Raw genomic sequence first — 22970 nt, forward strand, 5'->3', positions numbered from 1 at the left:
CCGGTTCGGGACGGAACGAAGGCGTCAGTCCTCGCCCCGGTAGCTGAACTGCGCGAAGGCGACCGAGCCTTCGGCGGCGTACATGCCGACGACCCGGCCCGTGAAGGACGCGGCGGTCTCGGCGGAGACGTAGCGGCCGTCGAGGGCCGCGAGTTCGACCGGTCCGGTGCCGGAGTCGACGGACAGGTGGACCACGTCGGGGCCGAGGGCGTCGAGGCCCGTACCGGTGACCGGTTCGGTCTCGATCCGTACGGTCACCGGTCCCGGGGGAATCGGCTGCTCCCAGGTCTGGGAGAGTCCGCCCACCCGGGCGCGGGCACGGGCGAGGCCGGCGCCCACCTCGATGTCGTAGTGATGGAGTTCGTCGATGCGCAGGCTCAGTCCGCCGACTCCCTCGCCGCTGTCCACGCGGACCGTGAAGACGGCCGACTCGTGCTGCTGGCGGCGGCCGACGAACCGTGGTCGGGGGTCGTCCATGGTGGAGCCGTCGGCGTGGATGACGAGGTGCCCCGGGCGCTCGGTGAGCGAGGACCAGTCGGCGGCGGGTGTGCGTATCGAGAGCCATTCCAGGCCGAGTTGGGCGCCGCTGAAGGTGTCGGTCTGCTCAACCGGTCGGGTGGACGGGGTCAGTTGGACCGGCTGTACCACGGGCCAGCCGTCGACCCATTCCAGCGCGGTGCTGAACGTCTCCCGGCCCATGGGCGAGAAGGCCCTGGTCAGACCGCCGGGCCGCATCCCCAGCAGGATCAGGGCCCAGCCGTCGTCGGGAGTGCGTACGAGGTCGGCGTGGCCGGTGTTCTGGATCGGGCGGGCGGTGCTGCGGGCGCTGAGCACGGGATTGGCCGGGCAGCCCTCGAAGGGGCCGTCGGGACGGGTGCCGCGGGCGATGCTCACGGAGTGCCCGCGCTCGGTGCCGCCCTCGGCGATCAGGAGGTACCAGGTGCCGTCGATCTCGTAGAGGTGCGGAGCCTCGGGGAACATCAGGCCCGTGCCGGACCACAACGACCGTGGTTCTTCGAGGGCTTGGCCGGTTTCTAGGTCCATCCGGACCTGCTGGACGCCCAGGTGTTCGCCGGCGCGGTCGCCGTCGAGTTGGAGACCGGAGTACGTGACGTAGCAGGTGCCGTCGGCGTCCCAGGCGAGGTCCGGGTCGATACCGGGCGCTCCCTGCATGACGATGCCGTCGGACCAGGGGCCCTCGGCACGGTCGGCGGTGAAGATCAGGCTGCCGCGTCCCATCGCGTCGGTGACGACCAGCCAGAAACGGCCGTCGTGGAAGCGGATGGTGGGTGCCCAGGCACCGCCGAGCGTGGGGACCTTCTCGACCGCCAACTGCCCCGGCCGCGTGACGACATGGCCGATCGGCTCCCAGTGCTCCAGGTCGCGGCTGTGGAACAGCGGTATGCCGGGGAGGTACTCGAAGCTGGAACAGGCCAGGTAGTAGTCGTCGCCGACGCGGGTGACGCTGGGGTCCGGGTGGAAGCCGGGGACGGTGGGGTTGGGCAGGGTCATGCTCGGTCTCCCGACGTCGAGGCGATAACGGGGGTGTTCGTGGGGGCGCCGGCCGCCATGGCCGCCGCCAGGCGTTGCCGTTCGGCCCTGCGTTCCGCCTGACGAGCCGGGTCCGGCACCGGCGCGGCGAGCAACAGCCGTTTCGTGTAAGGGTGTTGGGGTGTGGTGGTGATCGTCGCCGCGTCGCCGGTCTCGACGATCTCGCCGTCGCGCATGACGGCGACCCGGTGGCTGATGTGCCGGACCACGGACAGGTCGTGGGTGACGAACAGATAGGCGACACCGGTGCGTTCCTGGATCTCGACGAACAGGTCCAGGACCCGGGCCTGGGTCGACAGGTCCAGTGCGCTGACCGGCTCGTCGCAGACGATGACCCTGGGGTCCCGGGACAACGCCCTTGCGATGGCGATGCGTTGGCGCTGGCCGCCGGAGAACTCCCGGGGCATCCGCTCCCCCGCGTCGGCGGGCAGCCGGACCTGGTCGAGCAGGTCCCGCACCCGCTTCTCGGCCTCCGCGCGAGGGGTGCCCGCGACGCGGAGCGGTTCGCTGAGGATGTCGTTCACGGTCATCGCCGGGTTGAGGGAGGTGTACGGGTCCTGGAACACCACCTGGATGTCGCTGCTGAGCGCCCGGCGTTCCTTCGGGCCCAGGCCCGAGATGACCTTGCCGGCGTAGCGGACGGTGCCGGAGGCGACGGGGGCCAGTCCGAGGACGGCCCGGCCCAGGGTGGTCTTGCCGGAGCCCGACTCACCGACCAGTCCGAGGGTCTCGCCCGCGCCGATGGTGATCGAGACGCCCTTCAGCACCCGGAACGGCGGCTTTCGCCAGCCCTTGGACGGGTATTCCACGACCAAGTCGTCGGCTGCCAGCAGTGGTTCGGCCGGGAGTTCCTTGTTCGGAGTCCCGTTCATGGTCGCGGTCATGCCGGACCCTCCTGATGTGCGGAGTTCGTGATCCCTGCGGTGTCCGTGAGGCCCGCGACCTGCGTGGCTCCCGCGACGCTCGCCGGCACGATGCGGCTGAGCGGCGACCTCGGCTCGGCGTCCTCCAGCGTGGAGGCCAGGAGCATCCGCGTGTACGGGTGGCGGGGACCGGCGAACAACTCCCTTACGGGGGCGGACTCCACGACGGTGCCGGTCTGCATCACCGTCACGCGGTCGCAGATGTCGGCCACCACACCGAAGTCGTGGGTCACCAGGATCACGCCCATGTTCCGCTCGCGTTGAAGGGACCGGATCAGGTCGAGCACCTCGGCCTGCACGGTCACATCAAGTGCCGTGGTCGGCTCGTCGGCGATCAGCAGGTCCGGTTCGCAGGAGACCGCGCCGGCGATGAGGACGCGCTGCGCCATGCCGCCGGAGATCTGGTGGGGATAGCTGTTGAAGACCCGCTCGGGGTCGGCGATCCCGACCCGATCCAGCAGGGCGAGGGTCTTGGCCTTCGCCTCGGCGGCCGACAACTTCAGGTGTCTGCGCACCGGTTCGACCAGTTGGGCGCCGATACGGAAGGAGGGGTCGAGGTTGGACATCGGCTCCTGCGGCACATAGGCGATCCGGCGGCCCCGGTACCGGTTCATCTCCGCGCGGCCGAGGCTTCCCAACTCCGTGCCGTCGAAGACCAGTTGATCGGTGGAGACGCGGGCCTCCGGGGGCAGCAGGCCGAGGACGGCGAAGGCGGTCTGGCTCTTGCCCGAGCCCGACTCCCCCACCAGACCGAGGACTTCGCCCCGGCGCACCGTGAGCGATACGCCGTCGACGACGGTCTTCTCCCCCTCGGCCGTCGGATAGGAGACCGTCAGGCCTTCGAGGGCGAGCAGCGCGTCCGTCGCCTCGGGCCGTACGGAGTGCTTCACCACCACCGGCTTGCGGGGCGTCGCGCCGCGCGGCTTCCGTCCGCGGGTCGCGGTCCCGTCCAGCGCGTCCCGCAGGGCGTTGCCCAGCAGGCCGAACGCGGCGACGGTCACGGCGAGCGCCGCTCCGGGCCAGACCATCAACTCCGGCTTGTTGTAGATGTTGGCGAAGGCGTCGTTGAGCATGGAGCCCCAGCTCGCCTGGGTCGCCGAGCCCAGGCCGAGGAACTCCAGACCGGACTGGATGACGATGCCGAGACCGAGCATCTGGGCGGCCTGGATGATGGTCGGCGCCTGGACGACGGGCAGGATGTGCCGACGGATGATCCGACGGTCGGCCAGGCCGGAGACCCGGGCCGCATCCACGTACAGCTCCTCGCGCACGGAGATCACCGAGGCGCGGATCAGCCGGAAGACACCCGGTGACATCAGCACGCCGAAGACGGCCATGGCGATGTAGGTGTTCTGTCCCACCGAGGACATCACGACCAGCAGCACGATGATCGCCGGTACGGCCATCAGCAGGTTCGCCAGCCAACTGCTCACCGCGTCGAACCACTTGCGGTAGTAACCGGCCACCAGACCGGCGGGAACACCGATCACCAGGGCGACGGCCACCGCGAGCAGAGCGCCCAGCAGGCTGGTGCGCCCGCCGTAGAGCAGCCGCGCCAGGACGTCACGGCCGACGCCGTCACCGCCCAGGGGGTGCTTGCCGCTCATCGGGGCGAGGCTCTCGGTGAGCGAGGTGTGCGCCGGGTCCTGGCTGGTCAACAGCGGCGCGAACAGGCTGGCCAGGGAGACGAGGGCGAGGAGGACCAGGCAGGTCACGGCCACCGGGCTGCGCAGCAGCCGGCGCAGGAGGCCCGCCCTTCCGTGTGCGGCGACGGCCGCGGTGACCGCTGTTTCTTCGGACTGAGGCAGCGTCATCCGACACGCACCTTCGGGTTGAGCCAGCCGTACGCGAGGTCCATCAGGATGTTGACCACCACGACGAGGGCGACCATGACCACGACGACGCCCATGACCACCGGGGTGTCGCCCTGGGATCCGGCGCTCGTCGCCTCGCTGCCGATCCCGTTGAGGCCGAAGACCTTCTCGACGACCACCGCGCCGCCGACCAGGCCGATGAACTGCAGGGCCAGCACGGTCAGCGCGGCCGGGGCCGCGTTGCGCAGCGCGTGCCGGAACAGCAGGCTCCGCTCGCTGATGCCACGGCTGCGGAGGGTCCGTACGTAGTCCGCGCGCAGGACGTCGACCATGGAGCCGCGTACCTGCTGTGCGGTGGCGGCGATCGCTCCGACGGAGAGCGACAGCGCGGGGAGGGTGATCGACTTCAGCCAGCCGCCCGCCGAGTCCGCGAGCGGGACATAGCCGGTCGCGGGCAGCCAGCCCAGGTCGACACCGATCACCACGGCGAACACCAGGGCGACCAGGAAGCTGGGCACGGCGAACCCGAGGACCGCGAGCAGCTGCACCACCTGGTCCAGTGCTCCCCTGCGGACCGCGGCGGCCACTCCCAGCACGGTGCTCAGTACGGCCGACAGCAGCAGTGCCGCCAGCACGATCGACAGTGTGACCGGCAGCTTGTTCTCCAGCGAGGTCGTCACGGACTCACCGCTGAACCACGAGCTGCCGAGGTTGCCGTGCACCGCGTCCGCGAGCCAGTGGCCGTAGCGGACCACGAAGGGCTGGTCGAGCCCGAGTTCGGCGGACTTCGCGGTCACCTGCTGCTGGGTGGCGGTCTGTCCCACGATCTGGCGCACCGGATCGGAGCCGGTGAGGCCCATCAGCGCGAAGGTCGTGGTCGCGATGACCAGGACCAGGACCAGCCCGGCGGCGATGCGCCGGACCAAGAAAACAATCATCAGTCTCTCCACCTTGCCTTTCCTCGGCCGTTACGGTGCGTCGGCGGCCGGGCGGGATCGGTGCCACCGTGCCCGCCCGGTCCGCCGTCCTGGTCAGCCGGCGGGCTTGAAGTTGTAGATCGGGGGCACCGCGGCGAACGTCTGCGGTGTGAAGGTGACGCCCTTGGTCGTCGCGTAGACGGCCTCGACGGAGTCCCAGGGCGCGTTCCACGCCTGGTCGACGAGGTAGGTGTTGAGCTGCGTGAACAGGGCGTCCTGGGTGGCGCCGGTCGCCGACCGGGCCTTGGTGACGAGGTCGGTGACCTTGGGGTCCTCGGTGTGCAGCGGGTTCCACAGCGCGCTCTTGCCGACCTCGATCTGGATGGTGTCCCAGGGGCGGAAGGAGGCCAGCGTCATGTACGACAGCGGGTACTTGCCGGCGAGGAGGGCGCTGATGAACTGCGTGACCGGGATCTTGTCGACCTTGACCTTGATCCCGATGTCCTCCAACTGCTGGACCATGGCGGCCTGTTGGTCCGGGAAGACCGAGGACACGTCCGGGACGGTGACCGAGAAGCCGTGCGGGTAGCCCGCCTCGGCCAGCAGCTGCTTGGCCTTCGCCGGGTCGTAGGTGTACTGGGAGTTCAGGGTGCTGTCGAAGGCCGAACCGGCCGGGTTGAAGATCTGGGTGGTCGCCTTGCCGAGACCCTGCTTCGCCGTCTTGACGATCGTGGAGCGGTCGAAGGCGTAGTTGAGCGCCTGGCGGACCCGGACGTCCCCGAGTGCCTTGACGATCTTTCCGGCGCGGTCCCAGATGTAGACGCCCTCGACGTCACCGGAGGTGAACTTGGTGACGGTCAGCCCGCTGCTCTTGGCCGGCGCGATGCTCTTGGCGCTGGCCAGCAGCGCGCCGTTGACCTGGCCCGAGCGCAGCGCGTTGAGCACGGCGGTCGGGTCGGTCAGCGGCTTGAGAACGATCTTGTCGAAGGGGAAGGCGGCCTTGTTCCAGTACCCCGGGTTGCGGACGAAGGTGTAGGTGCTGCCCGCCGTGGTGGCCGACTTGTCCAGGCTGTACGGGCCGGAGCCCACCGGGGTGTTCTTGATCGTGCCCGCGGTGATGGCCTTGGGGCTGGCGATCATGCCGGCCACGTTTCCGAGGTTCGGGACCAGCGAGGGATCGGGGGCCGAGAGCCGGATCCTGACCTCGGTGGCGCTGACGACGTCGACCCCGCTGATGCTGGCCAGTTGGCCCGCCGCCTCGCTGGTGCCGCCCTTGGTGTGCAGCAGGTTGGTCTTGACCGCCGTCGCGTCCAGGGGGGTGCCGTCGGTGAACTTGACGCCGCTGCGCAGGGTCAGCGTGAGTACCGTGCGGGCCGCGTCGTAGGACCACTTGGTCGCCAGGTTGGGTTCGACCTCGGCCGTCGGGGACAGCCGGAACAGCGAGTCGTATACGGGCTGGTAGTACTGCGCGTTGTTGCCGAGTCCGGCGTCGGCCAGGTCCCACGGCTGCGCCGCGACGAGCGGGGCCAGGGTCAGGGTGCCGCCGGTGGCCGCTTTGCCGGAACCGGAACCTGAACCCGAGCCGCACGCGGCCGCGGACAACATCAGGGCCGCGGATACGGCCGTCAGCGCGATTCTTCGCATGGGTACTCCGCTGGTGAGTGGATGACCGGGCGGCATCAGGCGTAGAGCCGCCCTCAAGAGCCTCGGAGGTGAAGGGAGAACCAGGTCCTGACGCGGCGTCAACCGTTCTTGGCGGTCAGCCGTCCCTGGCCGAAGGGGGTGTGTTCGCCACCGTTTTCGGTGGGTGAGAACCAGCCACTGATACGTACAAGTGAAACGTATGCGTAACGTAAGCCCAGCCCTTGGCGGGCCACAAGACCCGTGCGTCACTGTTTTCCGGAAAGCCGGAATTAACCGGAGCGTCGCGTCACCGCGCGCCCGGAGCCGGAACGGCTGTTGTCAGATCGGGCCGACCACTGTCAGGCCGACTCGCGCACGACCAGGCTCAGCGGGGTCACCTGGGGCGACGCCGGCAGTGCCCGGCCGGTCACGCCGCTGACGATCATCCGGGCCAGTCGGCCCACCACGACGTCGAGGTTGTTGTCGATCGTCGTCAGCGGCGGCATCGCGAAGGGCGCCAGTTTGTCGTTGTCGACGCCGATCACGGCCAGGTCGCCCGGGGCGGACAGGCCCACCCGGCGCATGCCGGCGAGGAGGGCGAAAGCCGTCTCGTCGTTGTAGGCGCACACTCCCGTGACGGCGGGGACGGCCGAGTGCCACTGCTCGGCCGCGGCGGCGGCGGCCCCGATGTCGAGGGGCACGTCCAGCAGCACGGGCGGCTCAAGTCCGCGCTCCGCGCAGGCGGTTCGGGCACCTTCGAGCCGCAGGGTCAGAAAGTCACGGAGCCGGGGATCCCCCGGCGCGGCGTAGCCGAGGCGGACATGCCCCGTGTCGGCCAGCCGCTCCACCTGCATCGCGCCGATGAGGGTCTGGGGGATGGTCAGCACGCCCGGGGCGGCGTCGGGGCCCATCCCGGCGCTGACCACGTGGATGCCGGCCGCCCGCATACCGGCCACGTCCTCGGCGGAGACCTCGAACGCCGTCATCACGGCCACCGGCATGAGTTCCTGCCAGAGCGACTTGAGCGGGGCGTGGTGCTCGCGCCGGGTGACGAGGTTCAGGCCGTGCCGCTCCAGCTCGTCACCCAGCAGTTCGACGAGGGCCGTGATCGTGCCGCCGACCGGGACGTCCGGGAGGAACATCAGCACCAGGTCGCTGCGGCCGAGCCGGAGGGCGCGGGCGGCGGCCGACGGTTTGTAGCCCAGCTTCGCCACCGCGTCGAGGACCTTGCGCCGGGTCTGCTCGGAGATCTTCTGGTGCGGGACGTCGTTCAGCACATAGCTGACCGTGGTCTGCGAGACTCCCGCCTCCTTGGCGACGTCGGTCGCCGTCACGCGGCCGGTCCTGCCCGCCATGGGAGCCTCCTGGGAACATCTCGGACATGCCGGTGCCGTGCGCCCGACCGGGGTGGCGTGCGTCACTGAATCGTAACAGTGAGGGTGCCACACGTCCGACGTGTCGGACAGGATGGCCTGTTACTGGCGGTACGAACGATGCCCCTGGGCCTCCGATCACCCATCCTCGCGCACCGCGGCGTCAAGGAGGGGGCCGAGTTCCCCGGCCACGGTCGTCAGGGGACGGACGTCCCGCTCGGCCCGGGCGACGAGGATCGCCCCCTCCAGGGCACTGACCATCAGGGTGGCCAGCGTGCCGGCCCGCTCCTCCGGCACACCCATCCCGGTGAGGGCGCGGGCGACCGAGCCGCTCCAGGTGGCGAAGGCGGCGGAAGCAGCTTCGCGCGTGGCGGCGCTGGTCTCCGCGCAGTCCACCGTGGCGGCGGCCACCGGACAGCCGCCCGCGAAGCCGACGGCCGTGAACTCGGCGGTCCACTGGCGGACCATCTCGGCGAACAGCCCGCTCGGCGTCGGCTCGGGCAGCGCGGCGAGGAAACGGTCGACGCGCTTGCCCGCGTACCGACCGGCCCAGCCGACGGCCTCGTTGACCAACTGCTCCTTGCCGCCGGGGAAGTAGTGCTGCAGCGAGCCACGCGGCGCGTGCGCGTGCACGGCGACCTCGCGCATCCCGGTGGCGGCGACTCCGTCGCGCCGGATGAGCTGCGCCGCACTGAAGACCATCCGCTCGCGTGCCCCGTACCGGGGCACCTCTGCCGCCGCCATCCCCGACCTCCGTCACCGTCGCACGGGCTCTCCGGACTCCACTCTATGACCGCCGTCATAGCGTGAACTACTATGACCGCTGTCATAACAGCGGCGATGCAGACGGCAACGGTCCGGCCTCGCCCCGGAGGGAAACGGCGGTGCGTCGTGGCGTACGTGGGTTTCGTCGGCGCCGGGGTCATGGGCCAGCCCATGGCGCTCAACCTCGCCCGCGCCGGAACACCCCTCGTGGTGTGGAACCGCACGCCCGGCCGGTCCGAACCCCTGCGTGCCGCCGGGGCCGAGGTCGCGGCGGGCCCCGCCGAGGTCTTCGACCGGGCCGACGACGTCGTGTTCCTGATGCTGGCCGACGAGACGGCCGTGGACGCCGTACTGGGTCGGGGCACCCCGCACTTCGCGGCCCGGGTCGCCGGACACACCGTCGTCCACATGGGCACGACCTCGGCCGAGTACTCGGGCGCCCTCCAGGACGACATCCGCATCGCGGGCGGGAGATATGTCGAGGCCCCGGTCTCCGGTTCCCGAGTCCCGGCCGAGCAGGGGAAGTTGGTGGGCATGCTGGCCGGGGACACCGATGCCGTGACGGCCGTACGACCGCTGCTCGCCCCGGTGTGCCAGGAGACGTTCGACTGCGGTGCGGTACCCGGTGCCCTGCTGATGAAGTTCTCGGTGAACCTGTTCCTGATCACCCTGGTCACCGGGCTCGCCGAGGCGTTCCACTTCGCCGACCGGCACGGGCTCGACCAGCGCCTGCTCGGGGACGTCCTGGACGCGGGACCGATGGCCAGTTCGGTCTCCCGGGTGAAGGCGCCCAAGCTGGTGACCCGCGACTTCGCCGTGCAGGCGGCGGCGACCGACGTACTGAAGAACAACCGGCTGATCGCGGAGGCCGCCCGCAAGGCGGGGCTGTCCTCCCCGCTCCTGGACGTCTGCCACGCCCTCTACGAGGAGACCGTGGCACGGGGTCACGGCGGCGAGGACATGGTGGCCGTACTGCGCGCGCTGGAGGCCAGGACCGAGGGTGCGGCAGCGTCACGCACCCGGACCACCCCTGCGGAGAACGGCATGTGAGCGCATCTGGCCGCCCGGGATCGGGCCCGGACGGCCGTGTGTGTTCGGGGTGTCGGGTCAGGTCACCAGGAGGTGCGCGTCTGCGACTGCTGCGCCGACGACTGCTGCGCCGGGAACACGGAGTCACCGCCGAACAGCGGCGCGGGCGCGGGCGCCTGCAGCGTCTCCTCGTCGTCGCCGAGCATCATGTCGGGGTCGAACATGACGATCACGGCGGCGATCAGCAGGACGACGAGCGGGCCGGCGAGCATGACCAGGAGGAACGCGACCAGGTCGGCCGAGGACTGCGCGGACGAGGCCTGGTGGGTGAGGTGCACGGAGACCGCGGCCATGCCTGTGTAGTGCATGCCGGTCACGGCTACACCCATGACCAGGCTCGCGCCGAGGCTCGCCCACAGTGCGTGGATGGAGACCGCCGCCCACAGCGCCGCGGTGGCGGCACCGACCGCGATCACCACGGACAGCACCACGGTCAGCGGGTTGTAGTGGAGGGTGCCGTTCGTCTGGATGGCGGCCATCCCGAGGTAGTGCATGGCCGCCACGCCGAGTCCGGTGACCGCGCCCGCGACCCCGAGGTTGAGCGGTGAGCCGCCCCGGTAGCCGACCAGGAACACGCCTATCGCGACCACCACGATCGCCACGAGGAGGCTCAGGAGCGTCTTCGTCGTGTCGTAGTTGACCAGCGCGCCCTGGACGCTGAAGCCGATCATGGCGATGAAGTGCATGGTCCATATGCCGCAGCCGATCGACACGGCACCCATGGCCAGCCACCGGGCTCTGTGCTGCGGGCGGCGCAGCGAACGGGTCGTGCAGCGCAGCCCGAGGGCCGCTCCCAGGCATGCCATCAGGTAGGCGGCGACAGGTGTCACTGCGCCGTAGTAGAAGTCGGAGACGGTGGCGGTCATCGAGGTTCCCTTCACGTACGTGACGGCAGGCCGCACCGCAGGAGCGGCGGGCCGGCACGGTGACGTGCGCACGCTCCCGTCCGACGGGCCACGGAAACCGCCGGGCCGCGCCTGGCGCGGGCCTCCGGTCGGGAGACGCGCGGGGACACAGGGTGCGCCACGGCAGGGGCGCGCGCGGATCGACCACTCCCGCCCCTGCCGCACGTTCGTACCGGCTCGGCCGGGCGGACGTGCACGAGCGCGCGGACATCCTGCGAACGGAGACAGGACACGGGGAACCGAACGGTCGAGTTCAAGCCACCAGGCCGAGTTGTGCATGATTCAATCACGACGTTCACACATTTCCTGCACAACCTGGATAGGTGTTAGCCGAATCGATACTTCGTCACTACTGCTCATAAAGCCCACCACCGTGGCGAGTTCACCGGCCGGCACTCTGGCCGCCGTCGACGTGGAGGATCTCGCCTGTGACAAAGGCCGCGTTCTCCAGGAAGACGATCGCGTCGACGACATCGGCGACCTCGCCCATCCGTCCGAGCGGGTGCAGTGCGGCGAGACTCGCGGATGTCTCCGGGTGCATGGGAGTTCGGATGACGCCCAGCGCGACCGCGTTGCTGCGGATGCCGCGGGAGGCGAACTCGATCGCCAGCGCCTTGGTGGCGGACTGCAGCCCGCCCTTGGTCAGGGAGGCCAGCACCGCGGGGATCGTGGAGTTGGCGTGGTCGGCGAGGCTGGTGCTGATCTGGACGATGTGTCCGGTGCCCTGACGAAGCATCTGCCGGACGGCGAGCTGGGTGATGTGGAAGAAGCCGGTCAGGTTGACGCCGACGACCGTCTCGTACTCCTCCCGGGAGTAGTCGGTGAACGGCTTGGCGAGGTAGAGGCCCGCGTTGTTGACGAGGGTGTCGATCCGGCCGAACCGTTCGATCGCCCTGGTGGTGACGCGTTCGGCCGTGCCGGGATCGGTGATGTCGCCCTGGACCGTGAGGACGTCCGGGTCCGCTGAGGGCGAGATGCCGCGCGAGGTCGCGACGACGCGATGGCCGAGTTTCCGGTACGCCTCGACAAGGCCTGCGCCGATGCCCTGCGAGGCGCCGGTGATGACGGCGACCTTCCTGACGGGAGTGTCCATGGCGGCCTCTGGGTGGTGACGGTGCGGACCGGACCGTGTCGGCCGGTCCCGCTCGGGTGGGGCATGCCTACCTGTGCGGGGGTCCGAGGTGGGGGAACTCGGGCAGGTAGTCGTGCGGCGGCACCCCGCCGGAGGTGACCTTTCCGTTGGTCAGGAAGGCCATCCGGGCGATGAAGACGTCATCGGTGAGTCCCCGCCCGTTGGGATACACGGCCGGCCGGCCGCGGTCGTAGCGCAGGAGGTCCGGCAGGACGGTGGCAGCCGCCGCGCTCGCCTCGGCAGGCGGATAGCCGTTCCCCTCCAGGATCTTCGACCACGGCTCCAGGTACTTCGCCACGTCGTCCGACGGATGCCCGGCGTTGTACGCGTCCTTGGCGTAGTCGGGATTGATGAACGGGTTGATCGTCGGATGCCCACCGCGGTCCACCTGCACGAGCGCCCCGTCGCGGCGCACGCTCACGGTCGCCCACAGCTGGATCACCGGATCCGGGCCGAGCATGTCGTCGGGCACCTCCAGCGCGATGCACTGCACGTCCTTGTCGGCGAAGGCGTCCTGCCCCGTCCACTCGAAACCGTGCAGGGCGCCTTCGGCGTCGGCGAAGAACGGATCGCCGCGCACGCCGGTGAACAGTCGGCAGCGCCCCGCCTGCACGGGCTGCGCCGACGCGTCGAAACCGACCGGTACGGCACTGGCGAGCACCTCGCCGGCCGGCTCGGCGCTGCGGGCGTCGGTTCCGGTGGCGTAGAAGGCCGTGCCCGTCTGCCTGCCGTCCTTCTCCTCCGTGAACACGAAGGAGAAGGCGGCGTCGGCCTGGTTGTCGCCGTCGTTGTCGACGGCGATGCGGTACACCGCGTCGGGGTGCAGTTCCGAGCTCATCAGGAAGGGCGGGGTCGCGCTCATACCCGTCGCGAAGGGGTTCACGTCGATGATCAACACCGTTCTGCCGGCGTCGCCGGACGCCGGGAAGGCGTACAGGTCGGTCAGGTCCAGGCGCGCGTCGTCGCCGGGGAACTTGAGATAGGCGGCGCTGAAGTGGTTGGACATGGCGATTCCCTCGGTCGGCCACGAGGTGGTCGCGCAGTGCGGAGTTCGTCGCCCTGGCGCTGCGACTCGCGGGACGGTGGGTGACTTCGTCCAGCGTCCCGCGGCGCCGGAGACCGTCGCGCCCGTGGAACTCACTGGTCCGTGCCGTACCGGGCGGGCAACGGGCGACACCCTGGAAGGCCGTCGGCCAGGGAGGAGCACGGGCGCGAGCGACGACCCGGCCGGCCGATGCTGGGCGGGGCGACGGCCGAGGAGGCCCCACATGGAGTACCTGGTCACGATGACGACCCGGGTTCCGGGCGGAACACCGGCGTACGAGGTGGAGGACGTCCGGGGGCGCGAGGCCACGCACACCCGTGAACTGGCGGCCCGGGGGCAGGTGCTGCGCCTGTGGCGTCCGCCGCCGGAGCCGGGCGAGTGGCGCACGACCGGGCTGTTCGCCGCCGACGACTCCGACGGCCTGGAGCGGACACTCGCCTCGATGCCCCTGCGGGTCTGGCGGACGGACGAGGTCACCGCGCTCGGCCCGCACCCCGGCGACCCCGGGCGGGGCCGGATTCCGCTCTCGGAGAGCAGCCAGGAGTTCCTGGTCACGCTCGTCGTGGAGCTGCCGTACGGAACGAGCGGCGAGGGCCTTGAGGAGATGACCACCCGTGACGACGACCGCGCCTGTGATCCGGCCGCCGAGGGCCATCTGATCCGGTTGTGGAGGCTGCCCGGCGAGGGGCGCAACCTCGGCCTCTGGCACGCCGCCGGAGCCGGGCAGATGCGGGACGTCCTGCGCTCCCTGCCGCCTGCCGACTGGCTCACCGTCGAGACGATGCCGCTGACCAGGCATCCCGGCGACCCGGCGAGCGTCCAGGGGCCCCGCGTTTCCAGCGGCTGCACGGCTTGATCGGCTTACCTGCACTTCGCCCGGACGGGTGGAGGCGGCAGCCACGGTTGCCGCGACGATGCCCGAGCCCGAGCGAAAAGCAGATGCAGACGGTCCATGGTCCAGCGAACTGGCCGAGAGCCGACCGCCCCGTCCCTGTGTCGAGTTCGCTGCATGGGACAGGTGACGATTACGCGTGCTTCGACCGAAGATGCTCAGCGGCTCACGCGCCTGTGTCATGCGTCCAGCAGCTACCAGGGGGTTACGCGGAGGCAATCTCAACAGTTGAGCTCACACCTGCCTACATCACTCGACACCTGGTCTTCCTCGCTGCCGGTCAGGACGCCCACCTCCTCGGTTTCTGCTCATTGATTCGCGATCCGCCGGAACTGGACATGCTCTTCGTCGCCGACCAGGCGCAAGGGCGGGGGATCGGTCGTCTACTTGTGGATCACATGATTGAACGGACGCGACGGAGCCGGCTTGCAGGCGGAAGGGTGGTCTCTCACCCGCCGGCCGAGGGGTTCTGCAGCCGCCTTGGCGCTCGCCGAATCGGTACCGTGCCGGCGAAGCCTCCCATGACCACGTGGGAGCGCCCCGAACTCTGGTTCACGATCACTTAGGGCTTGGCGGTTGATAGGCAAACGTCCGGGTCGAGTTTGCATACGTCGTCACGCAGGTCCGTGTTCACCCTGGGACCAGCGGGCGGGGTGGTGCGGCAACGTACGTTTGGGCGCCATGCGGATCACGAAGTACACCCACGTATGTGTACGGCTTGAACACGATGGCCGGCGCAGGGCATCGATCCCGGGACGTGGAGCGAGCCGGCTGCCTTGACCGGCGCCGACGCCGTGCTGGTGACCCACGAACACGCCGATCACATGGATGTCCTTCGCCCGGCCGGGCTCGGCGTTACGGTCTGGCGCGTGTGTTAAGGGATCGGCCCAGTCCATGGCGCTCATATGCGTACGGAGCTACGACTAGGGTCGTCCGCATGCTGAATCGGCTTCCGTTCAACGAAGCGCTGCGCTCCACCGTGGGCATCCCCAAGTGGAGCAAGCTCCTGGACAGCAGTCCGCGGTCACGGGTGTGGCGGGTCCGACTGGCCGACCGGAGTCTGGTGATCGTCAAGCAGATCACCGACGGCGGGGACGCGGGAGCCGACGCGGACATGCGCTTCGCGCGGGAGGTCGCCGGGCTGCGCCTGGCGGGGCGGGCGATCGGGCCCGCCGTGGCTCCCGCGGTGCTCGCCACGGACCTGCCCGCGCGGGTTATGGTCCTCGAGCACCTGGACGACCTCGGCAAGACGGACGACTGGATGCCGGGGTACGCCGAGTCGCTCGCCCGACTGCACGCCCTGACCGGACCCGCCGACGCGGGCGCGCTTCCGGCCTGGTCGGGGCCTACAGCCGCCGACGCGGAGTCCTTCCTCGCTCTGGCCCGTGCGCTCGACGTGCCCGTCCCGTCCGCGGTACTCGATGAACTCACCGCTCTTTTGGACCGGTTGGACCCCACTCCGCATCATGCGCTGTTGCACGGTGATCCGTGCCCCGGCAACGACCTGCGCACCACCGACGGTGTCCGTTTCGTCGACTTCGAACGGGCCTCGCTCGGCAACGGACTGGTCGAGCTCGCGTACTTCCGCATCGGCTTTCCCACCTGCTGGTGCGCGATGTCGGTCACCGCGGCCCCGCTCGCGGAGGTCGAGGACATCTACCGGACCACCTGGCGCGGCCTCACCGGCGGGGATGTGCCGGGCGACCTCGCCGACGCGTGCGCCGGCTGGCTGATCCAGGGGGACGCGCTTGTCGAGCGGGCTCACCGCGGGACGGTTGACCAGCTCGCTCGGGTATCCACCGAGGACTTCGAGTGGGGCTACATCTCCGCCCGCGAGCGGCTCGTCCACCGCCTCGGCGTGGTCGCCGACATGACCCGTGATCAAGACCACCTGCACGCTGTAGGCCGCCTCAGCTCGACCCTGGCCGGGCGCCTGTTGGAATGCTGGCCGAGACTGCGGCCGCTGCCCGCGCACGACACCCGCCCTTGGTATTAGGCCGGGGTTCCGGTCCACGCCTCGCACTATGATGATCATGGTGTGGGGCGTGGGGATCTTTCTGATGAGCAGTGGTTGGTGCTGGAGTCGTTGCTGCCTGCTGACGGAGCGGCCGCCCTGCCCGCCATCACGGCGAACGCCGCCCTCGAACTCGCCCCGGTCCGGGTCAACGCGATCGCCGCCGGGTTCGTCGACACCCCGCTGTCGGCGCGCCTGCTCGGCGACGAACTGGAGCATCGCCGTGCGGAGTTGCGCGCCACGCTGCCGATCCGGCGGGTCGTGGGACCGTCGGACGTGGCCGCGCTCGCCCGGCACCTGATGACCAACACGGCACTCACCGGGGCGACTTACGACATCGACGGCGGCCAGCAGCTCATCCCCTGACCCCGGCCCCCTACTCCGGCGTGGCCCCGAACTCGGCGCGGGGCAGTACATCGCGGAGCTGTCTGCGCGAGGTGATCGACAGCTTGGCGAAGATCTTCCGCAGATGCCACTCGACCGTTCGGGGGCTCAGGAACAGGCGGGACCCGACCTCCGGGTTGGAGAAGCCGTCCTGCACGAGCGACGCGATCTGCTTCTCCTGCGGCGTCAGTTCGTCGCTCGACGAGGCCTCGAACGTGCGCTTGCGTACGGTCTCCCCCGTGGCGAGCAACTCGCGGCGGGCTCGTTCGGCGAACGCCTCCATGCCGATCGACCCGAACATCTCGTGAGCCGTACGGAGATGGCCGCGCGCGTCGCTCCGCCGCCGGCCCCGGCGCAGCCACTCGCCGTACAGCAGGTGGGCACGCGCCAGTTCGGGACGCAGCTGGGTCCGGCCCAGTCGCTCGATCGCCCTGCGGTAGAGGTGGTCCGCGGGTGCCCCGGTGCTGAGCAGGGCCCGGCAGCGGGCCAGGGTTCCCTGCGCCCAGTCGGTGTCGCACGGCTCCGCCGCGTCCGCGAGTCGCTCGAGCGCGTCACCGGCGACGTCCTTCTCCCCGACGCGCACCGCCGACTCGACGAGTTCGGGCAACACCCACACGGAGACCCACAGTTCGGCGATCCGGCTGCTGATCTGGGCCGCCGACATCGCCTGTTCGTAGCGGGCGAGGCCGTTGTAGAGGACGGCGGCGGCCCAGTGGGCGGTCGTGACTCCCATCAACTGGCCGCTCGCGCCGGCCTCTTCGATGGTGGCGGCGATCAGGGCCTCCGCATCGGCGCCACGGCCCCGCAGTGCGCTGAGCCGCAGCTTGACGTGCGGTGCCAGGGGAACGCCGGTCGCCGCGGCGACGATGTCCGCTTCGTCGACGATCGACGCGGCGGCGGTAAAGTCCCCGGTCCAGGTGGTCGCCACGCCCAACGACGCGAGGCAGAAGGGGAGTTCGGTCAGGGCGCCGGCTGCGCGTGCCACCTCGACGGCCCGGTGGTACGTGCTGCGCATGGCCCGGTCGTCCCAGACGGCCGCGCTGACGCCGTTGGCCACCCAGCCCCACTTCAGGACGTCGGACGCGGGAAGATCCGCGAGCGCCGCGGCTGCCCGCCGCAGTGCGGGGACGGCGGCGGCGCGGCCGTCGGTGACGAGCAGCGCGCAGGCCTCGATGACGAGATCGAGAGCGTGGGGAGTTCCCGTCGCCGCCGGAAGTGCTCTCATCGCCCGCGAGATCGCAAGGAGGCTGTCGGCGTCCGCGGCGACCAGAGCCGAGGTTCCCCACGCGATCAGATAGGTCTCACGCGCGAGGTCCTTGTCGAAGGGTTCGAGCCGCTGTGCGGCCGTCAGCAGCAGGGGTGGCGCCTCCTGGTTGAGGCCGGCGGCGAACGCGAGTCGGCTGCGTACGAGATGGGCTCGGGCGCGATGGAACTCGCTCTGTGCGTACTGGTCCGCGATGTCGGCGAACCGGCGGGCGGCGTCGAGGTCGCCGGCCTGAAGGCTGACGTCCGCCGCCGCCACCGCGCGTTCGGCGCGCCGTGACGTGTCGCCGGTGAGTGCCACGGATCGCTGCAGGAACGCGGCCGCGGCGGCCAGTCCGCCGCGTGCCTGCGCGCGGCCGGCGGAGCGTTCGAGTTCGGCGGCGACGGACTCGTCCGGGCCCGCGGCGGCGGAGGCGAGGTGCCAGGCACGACGGTCCGGGTCGGCCTGCGGGTCGGTGGCCTCCGCCAGGGCCAGGTGCGCGGCCCGGCGGTCCTCTTCCGTCGCCGACCGGTAGACGGCCGACCGTACGAGCGGGTGACGGAACGTGACGCGTATGTCGAAGGACAGCAGCCCGTCCGTGCCGCCGACGAGGGCGGTCTCCGGTGTCACGCCGAGCCGGTCGGCCGCCGCCCACACCAGGGCGGGGTCGCCGACCGGTTCCGCGGCGGCGATCAGCAGGAGCAGCCGGGTCTCGTGCGCGAGGGCCTCGATCCGGCTCAGGAAGCTCCGTTCGATACGGCCCGGCAGTGTGTCGCCGTTCAAGAGGCCGAATCCTCCGGCGAGTTGGGTGAGCGTCAACCCGCGGGGCAGTTCGAGGAGGGCGAGGGGATTGCCCTTCGTCTCCGCGACGAGGCGGTCGCGGATGTCCTGGTCGAGCCGGGTGTGGGTGACCGAGTCGAGCAGGGTGTGGGCGTCGGCCTCACGCAGCCCGGTGACCTCCAGCTCCGGCAGTCCGCGCAGGTCCTCGGGCTCCTCGCGGGCTCCGAAGACGAGGGCGACCGACTCCGCCAGCAGTCGGCGGGCGACGAAGCCCAGGATCTGTGCCGAGACCCGGTCCATCCACTGCGCGTCGTCGACCAGGCAGAGCAGCGGGCGCTTCGCGGAGGCGTCCGACAGCAGACCGAGTACCGCCATCCCGACCAGGAAGCGATCGGGCGGGGGTCCCGCCCGTATCCCGAACACCGTCTCCAGTGCGGCGCACTGCGGCTGGGGGAGGTTCTTCAGGCGTTCGAGCAGCGGCACGCAGACCTGGTGCAGGGTGGCGAAGGCGAGCTCCATCTCGGACTCGATGCCGACGGCGTGCAGCACGCGCAGGTCGGTCGCCGCCTGCGTCGCGTAGTCGAGCAGGGCCGATTTTCCGACGCCGGGTGGGCCGTGGACCACGAGCGTGCTGCTCTCTCCGGTACGGGCCGCGCCGATCATCCGGTCCAGCAGGGCGCACTCGGTCCGCCTGCCGAGGAGACCGGCCTGTGCCCCGTCCCGTGAGCTGTGCTCCGCATGCGCCACGGTTGCCCGCCTTCGTCGCGGTCTGCCCCCTGGTCACACTGCACGCTACAACGGTGGGGCCGCACCCTGAATCCTGACGGGGTAAAGCCCCGCTCGTGGTCTCGTCGCAGGCGGCGAGTCAGGCCACTGGGGGCAGATTTCAGGCCAATGCGGTCAGGAAGGCCCGGATACGCTCTGCGGCCTCGTCGGCGCAGGTGTCCAGGACGAAGTGGCCGCCGTCGAGCAGATGGACCTCCGCGTCGGGCAGGTCGGCCCGGTACAAGTCGGCCTCCCCCGCCCGGAACGACGCGTCGTGGCGTCCCCAGAGCACCAGCGTGCGCGGCTGACGGGCGCGCAGCCACTGCTGCCAGACCGGGTAGGCGGCGAGGTTGGTGCGGTAGTCGTAGAACAGGTCCACCTGGATGTCCGCCTGCCCGGGCCGGTTCAGGAAGGCGAACTCGTCCGTCCAGAGGTCGGGGTCGTAGCGGTCGGTCGCGGGATCGTTCCCCAGGTGTCGTCCCCGCGTGGCGGCCAGGGAGAGGAAGTTCTCCCGTAGCTCCGGTTCATGGGTGGCACGATCTGCCCAGAAGGCGCGTCGTGTCTCCCACAGCGGCCCCAGCCCGCTCTCGTGGGCCACCGCGTTCTGGATGACCAACGCCTCCAGTCGCTCCGGGTGCGCCATGGCCATGCGGAACCCGACCGGGCCGCCGTAGTCCTGCACGACGAGCGTGCAGTGCTCGATGCCGAGCGTGTCCACGAAGCCGTTCATCACCTCGGCCAGGTGGTCGAAGGTGTACGCGAACCCGGTCGGCGCCGGAGCGCTGCTGTGGCCGAACCCCGGGTAGTCGGGCGCGATCAGTCGCCACCGGTCGGCGAGGCGTCCGAGGAGCGGTTCGTACATGCGCGACGAGGACGGGAAACCGTGCAGGAGCAGCAGGGCGGGGGCGTCGGGCGGTCCGGCCTCTCGGTAGAAGATCTCCAGGTCGTCGACCTTCAGCGTGCGGTAGCGCGTCATCGTGACGCCTTCCCGTCCGTGGCGCGGATCCGGTCGTGCAGGTCCTTGAGTGCGGCGACGTAGATCTCCGAGAACGTGGGGAACGGCTGGATCGTGTCCCGCAGCACGTCCAGCGGGACGCAGGCACGGACGGCGAGGGTCGCCTGTTGCAGCCACTCCCCCGCCTCAGGGCCGAGGGCGTGGGCGCCGGTGATCACCCGGCCGTCGCTGAGCAGGGTGAGGAACCCGTTGGCGTCGGCGTAGGCGCGGGTGTAGGCGGCGGTCTTGGCCACCCCGGAGATCGGGACGGTGGCGCTGAACCGTGCCTCGTCCGCGCCGACCGACGCCGCCTGCGGGTCGGTGTAGACGACGCGGGGCACGGCCGTGTAGTCGGCCTCGCGGGGTTCGCCGAGGATGTTGGCGGCGACGATCTCGCCCTGGTACTTGCCGACGTGGGTGAGCATCCAGAGCCCGGTGGCGTCGCCGACGACCCAGAGCCGCTCGGCGGCGCGCAGTCGCGAGTCGACGGGAATGCCGTGCTCGTCGGCCTTCACGCCCACCGTGTCCAGGCCGATGTCGTCGACGCGCGGGCGGCGTCCGGTGGCCACGAGGAGGTGGTCGCCGCGCACTTCCCGCCCGTCGTCGAGCGTCAGGACGTAGTCCTCGCCGTCGCGCCCGGCGGCGACCGTCCGCGGGCCGAGGAGGAGCTCGACGCCGTCGCGGCGCAGCACCTCGCCGAGCGCCTCGCCCAGCCGCCGGGGCTCGCGGGGCAGGACGTAGCGGCCGTGGGCCGTGAGGACCACCTCGCCGCCCAGCCGGCGTACGGCCTGGGCCATTTCCACGCCGACGGGGCCCGCGCCGAGCACGATCAGCCGACGCGGCACCGCCTTCATGCCGGTCACCTCGCGGTTGGTCCACACGCCTGTCAGTTCGGACAGGCCCGGGACCGGCGGCATGATCGGCGACGCTCCCGTGGCCACGACGACGTGCTCGGCGGTGTGCCGGGCTCCGGCCACCTCCACGACCCCCGGTCCCGCCAGCCGGCCGGTGCCGCGCAGCAGGTCGATGCCGCTGTCGGCCAGCCAGCGTTCCTGTCCCGCGTCGGAGTAGTCCGACACCATGAAGTCCCGCCAGGCCAGGGCCTGTTCGACGTCGACCTCGGCGCTCGCCGCGGCCTCTCGTGCGCCGTGCACGGCCTCGCCCGGGCGCAGCAGCGTCTTCGACGGGATGCACGCCCAGTACGAGCACTCCCCGCCGACCAGTTCACGTTCCACCAGGGCGACCCGCAGGCCGCCGTCGGCCAGGGCGCCGGCGCAGTGCTCTCCGGGCGATCCGCCGCCGATCACGATGACGTCGTAGTCGTGGCTCATCGGTCCGTCCTCCTCACTTGCGATTACCACGTCTGGTCGCCGGCGCGGACGAGCAGCTCGTTGACGGCCACCCGCCGTTCCCGGGTGACGATGTAGGCGATCGCGTCCGCGACGTCCTCCGCCCGCAGCGGTTCGATCCCGCTGACCTGCCGGAGAGCCGCCTCCCGGGTGGCCTCGCCGAGGTGGTCCACCAGCTCCGTCCGTACGGTGCCGGGTTCGACCACGCCGACCCGTACCCGTTCCACGAGCAACTCCTGGCGCAGGGCTTCGGTGAAGCCGTTGAGGCCGAATTTCGTCAGGTTGTAGACGCTGCTCCCGGGGCGGGCGACACGTCCGGCCGTCGAGCCGACGTTCACGATGTCGGCGACCTGCCGTGGGGAGGTGGTGGCCGCGTCGATCAGGTACGGCACGGCGGCGTGGGTGACGTGGAGCAGCGCCGCCACGTTGAGCGAGACCATCCGGTCCCACTCCTCGATCGTGGCGTGCAGGGCCGTGCCGAGCAGCATGATCCCGGCATTGTTGACCAGGATGTCGAGCCGCTCCAGCCGCGCGAGGGTGACCTGGACCGCCTGGTACGCCTGCTCGGGCTCGCTGATGTCGGCCTCCACGACGTGAGCCCGGCCGCCCGCCTCCGTGATGTCCTGGGCAAGCCGGTCCAGGCGTTCGCGACGCCGTGCGACGAGCGCCACCGCCGCACCCTCCGCAGCCAGCCGGCGCGCGGTCGCGGCACCGATGCCGCTACTGGCACCGGTGACCAGTGCGACGGCTCCGGCCAGCGGTTTCTCCGCCGCCGCCCCGGCGGCCGTGCTCACGACGGCAGCTCGGTACCGGCCTGTTCGCGCACCATGTACCGGGCGTACCAGTCGGGCCAGTCCGGGTCCTCGGCGCCGGTACGCGCCTCGTGCTCGCCGTGCGCCGTCGCGGCCCGGCGCAGTGCGCTCGCCAGGTCCTCGGCCGAGGCGAACGTCGTGGCCGCAGGGTCCAGGCGGCCCGGGAGCCGGGTGGTGATCTCCTGAAGGATCCAGCCGTTGCCGTCCGGGTCACTGAACGACACGAACGATCCGTAGCTGGTGCGCTCGGGATCCGGACCGGGCACCCGGGCGTCGGTCCCGCCGTGGTGGAAGACGCCGCCCTCGTCGTGGAACACGTCGCTGGGATCGGCGCCGACCCGCTTGAGTTCGTCGTGGGCGGCGTCGATGTCGTCCACGACGAGGTGCAGGCCCTGAGCCGAGCCCGGTGTCTGGAACGTGACGGAGGTTCCGAAGATGACGGAGGCCGGCGAGCCCGGCGGGGTCACCTGTACCACCCGGAAGTTCTCGCCGGTGGCGACGTCGGCGTCCAGCCGCCAGCCCAGCGCCGTGTAGAAGTCCTTGGCCCGGTCCACGTCACCGACCGGCACCACGACGACTTCGAGCTTCATGTCCATGAGC

Annotated in this window: 20 protein-coding genes and 1 pseudogene; 6 read left to right on the top strand and 15 right to left on the bottom strand. The window is 70.7% G+C overall.

From position 1 onward, the window contains the following. Positions 1–24 precede the first annotated feature (24 nt). The 7 genes from OC490_RS24830 to OC490_RS24860 form a co-directional block, all read right to left on the bottom strand. Positions 25–1512 carry a glycoside hydrolase family 43 protein gene (locus OC490_RS24830; RefSeq protein ID WP_262060197.1) on the bottom strand — a complete coding sequence of 496 codons (1488 nt, stop codon included), beginning with the start codon at positions 1510–1512 and terminating at the stop codon, positions 25–27. Then, on the bottom strand, positions 1509–2435 hold the full coding sequence (locus OC490_RS24835) for an ATP-binding cassette domain-containing protein (RefSeq protein ID WP_262060198.1): 927 nt from the start codon (positions 2433–2435) through the stop codon (positions 1509–1511). The genes OC490_RS24830 and OC490_RS24835 overlap by 4 nt, the downstream gene beginning before the upstream one ends. Continuing rightward, positions 2432–4288 (bottom strand): dipeptide/oligopeptide/nickel ABC transporter permease/ATP-binding protein, encoded by a 1857-nt coding sequence (locus OC490_RS24840; protein ID WP_262060199.1) that lies wholly within the window; start codon positions 4286–4288, stop codon positions 2432–2434. The genes OC490_RS24835 and OC490_RS24840 overlap by 4 nt, the downstream gene beginning before the upstream one ends. Continuing rightward, positions 4285–5226, bottom strand: coding sequence for an ABC transporter permease (locus OC490_RS24845; protein WP_262060200.1), 942 nt, complete (start codon positions 5224–5226; stop codon positions 4285–4287). The genes OC490_RS24840 and OC490_RS24845 overlap by 4 nt, the downstream gene beginning before the upstream one ends. 93 nt (positions 5227–5319) lie before the next feature. Then, on the bottom strand, positions 5320–6849 hold the full coding sequence (locus OC490_RS24850; RefSeq protein ID WP_262060201.1) for an ABC transporter substrate-binding protein: 1530 nt from the start codon (positions 6847–6849) through the stop codon (positions 5320–5322). A 338-nt stretch (positions 6850–7187) separates the two neighbouring features. Further along, complete coding sequence (locus OC490_RS24855; protein WP_262060202.1) at positions 7188–8183, bottom strand: LacI family DNA-binding transcriptional regulator; 996 nt, start codon at positions 8181–8183, stop codon at positions 7188–7190. A 156-nt stretch (positions 8184–8339) separates the two neighbouring features. Next, complete coding sequence (locus OC490_RS24860) at positions 8340–8945, bottom strand: TetR/AcrR family transcriptional regulator (RefSeq protein ID WP_262060203.1); 606 nt, start codon at positions 8943–8945, stop codon at positions 8340–8342. Positions 8946–9041: 96 nt separating this feature from the next. Here OC490_RS24860 and OC490_RS24865 point away from each other — a divergent pair, with 96 nt between their 5' ends. Next, on the top strand, positions 9042–10016 hold the full coding sequence (locus OC490_RS24865) for an NAD(P)-dependent oxidoreductase (RefSeq protein WP_262060299.1): 975 nt from the start codon (positions 9042–9044) through the stop codon (positions 10014–10016). 62 nt (positions 10017–10078) lie between these two features. Here OC490_RS24865 and OC490_RS24870 read toward each other — a convergent pair whose 3' ends face one another. The 3 genes from OC490_RS24870 to OC490_RS24880 all read right to left on the bottom strand — a co-directional run bounded on the left by OC490_RS24870 (position 10079) and on the right by OC490_RS24880 (position 13098). After that, positions 10079–10921, bottom strand: a complete 843-nt coding sequence (locus OC490_RS24870) for an MHYT domain-containing protein (RefSeq protein WP_262060204.1) — start codon at positions 10919–10921, stop codon at positions 10079–10081. 421 nt (positions 10922–11342) lie between these two features. Continuing rightward, on the bottom strand, positions 11343–12053 hold the full coding sequence (locus tag OC490_RS24875) for an SDR family NAD(P)-dependent oxidoreductase (protein ID WP_262060205.1): 711 nt from the start codon (positions 12051–12053) through the stop codon (positions 11343–11345). A 67-nt stretch (positions 12054–12120) separates the two neighbouring features. Beyond that, on the bottom strand, positions 12121–13098 hold the full coding sequence (locus OC490_RS24880; RefSeq protein WP_262060206.1) for a DUF4331 domain-containing protein: 978 nt from the start codon (positions 13096–13098) through the stop codon (positions 12121–12123). 262 nt (positions 13099–13360) lie between these two features. On the opposite strand from OC490_RS24880, the gene OC490_RS49380 reads away from it, so the two are divergent. From OC490_RS49380 to OC490_RS24910, 5 genes and pseudogenes are all read left to right on the top strand, one after another. Beyond that, a complete protein-coding gene (locus OC490_RS49380; RefSeq protein WP_315986698.1) occupies positions 13361–13993 on the top strand; it encodes a muconolactone Delta-isomerase family protein in 633 nt (210 codons plus the stop codon). Positions 13994–14076: 83 nt separating this feature from the next. Beyond that, the gene (locus tag OC490_RS24895) at positions 14077–14595 is read left to right on the top strand and encodes a GNAT family N-acetyltransferase (RefSeq protein WP_262060207.1); all 519 of its coding nucleotides are present in this window, start codon (positions 14077–14079) and stop codon (positions 14593–14595) included. A gap of 115 nt (positions 14596–14710) precedes the next feature. Further along, positions 14711–14895: pseudogene (locus OC490_RS24900) on the top strand (MBL fold metallo-hydrolase); the annotation flags it as partial. A gap of 71 nt (positions 14896–14966) precedes the next feature. Continuing rightward, a complete protein-coding gene (locus tag OC490_RS24905) occupies positions 14967–16025 on the top strand; it encodes a phosphotransferase family protein (RefSeq protein WP_262060208.1) in 1059 nt (352 codons plus the stop codon). 78 nt (positions 16026–16103) lie between these two features. Then, positions 16104–16409 (top strand): SDR family oxidoreductase, encoded by a 306-nt coding sequence (locus OC490_RS24910; protein ID WP_262060209.1) that lies wholly within the window; start codon positions 16104–16106, stop codon positions 16407–16409. Positions 16410–16419: 10 nt separating this feature from the next. Here the strand turns inward: OC490_RS24910 and OC490_RS24915 are convergent, their stop codons facing one another. The 5 genes from OC490_RS24915 to OC490_RS24935 all read right to left on the bottom strand — a co-directional run bounded on the left by OC490_RS24915 (position 16420) and on the right by OC490_RS24935 (position 22966). Beyond that, positions 16420–19197, bottom strand: coding sequence for a helix-turn-helix transcriptional regulator (locus tag OC490_RS24915; protein WP_262060210.1), 2778 nt, complete (start codon positions 19195–19197; stop codon positions 16420–16422). A gap of 139 nt (positions 19198–19336) precedes the next feature. After that, the gene (locus OC490_RS24920; RefSeq protein ID WP_262060211.1) at positions 19337–20191 is read right to left on the bottom strand and encodes an alpha/beta fold hydrolase; all 855 of its coding nucleotides are present in this window, start codon (positions 20189–20191) and stop codon (positions 19337–19339) included. Then, positions 20188–21540, bottom strand: coding sequence for a dihydrolipoyl dehydrogenase family protein (locus OC490_RS24925; RefSeq protein WP_262060212.1), 1353 nt, complete (start codon positions 21538–21540; stop codon positions 20188–20190). The genes OC490_RS24920 and OC490_RS24925 overlap by 4 nt, the downstream gene beginning before the upstream one ends. A gap of 23 nt (positions 21541–21563) precedes the next feature. Beyond that, the gene (locus OC490_RS24930; RefSeq protein WP_262060213.1) at positions 21564–22352 is read right to left on the bottom strand and encodes an SDR family NAD(P)-dependent oxidoreductase; all 789 of its coding nucleotides are present in this window, start codon (positions 22350–22352) and stop codon (positions 21564–21566) included. After that, positions 22349–22966: a VOC family protein gene (locus tag OC490_RS24935; RefSeq protein ID WP_315986699.1), complete on the bottom strand. Its 618-nt coding sequence runs from the start codon at positions 22964–22966 to the stop codon at positions 22349–22351. Before OC490_RS24935 ends, OC490_RS24930 begins: the two co-directional genes overlap by 4 nt. Between the last annotated feature and the right edge of the window lie 4 nt (positions 22967–22970).

Source organism: Streptomyces sp. STR69 (assembly GCF_024519455.1).
Classification (GTDB): Bacteria; Actinomycetota; Actinomycetes; order Streptomycetales; family Streptomycetaceae; genus Streptomyces.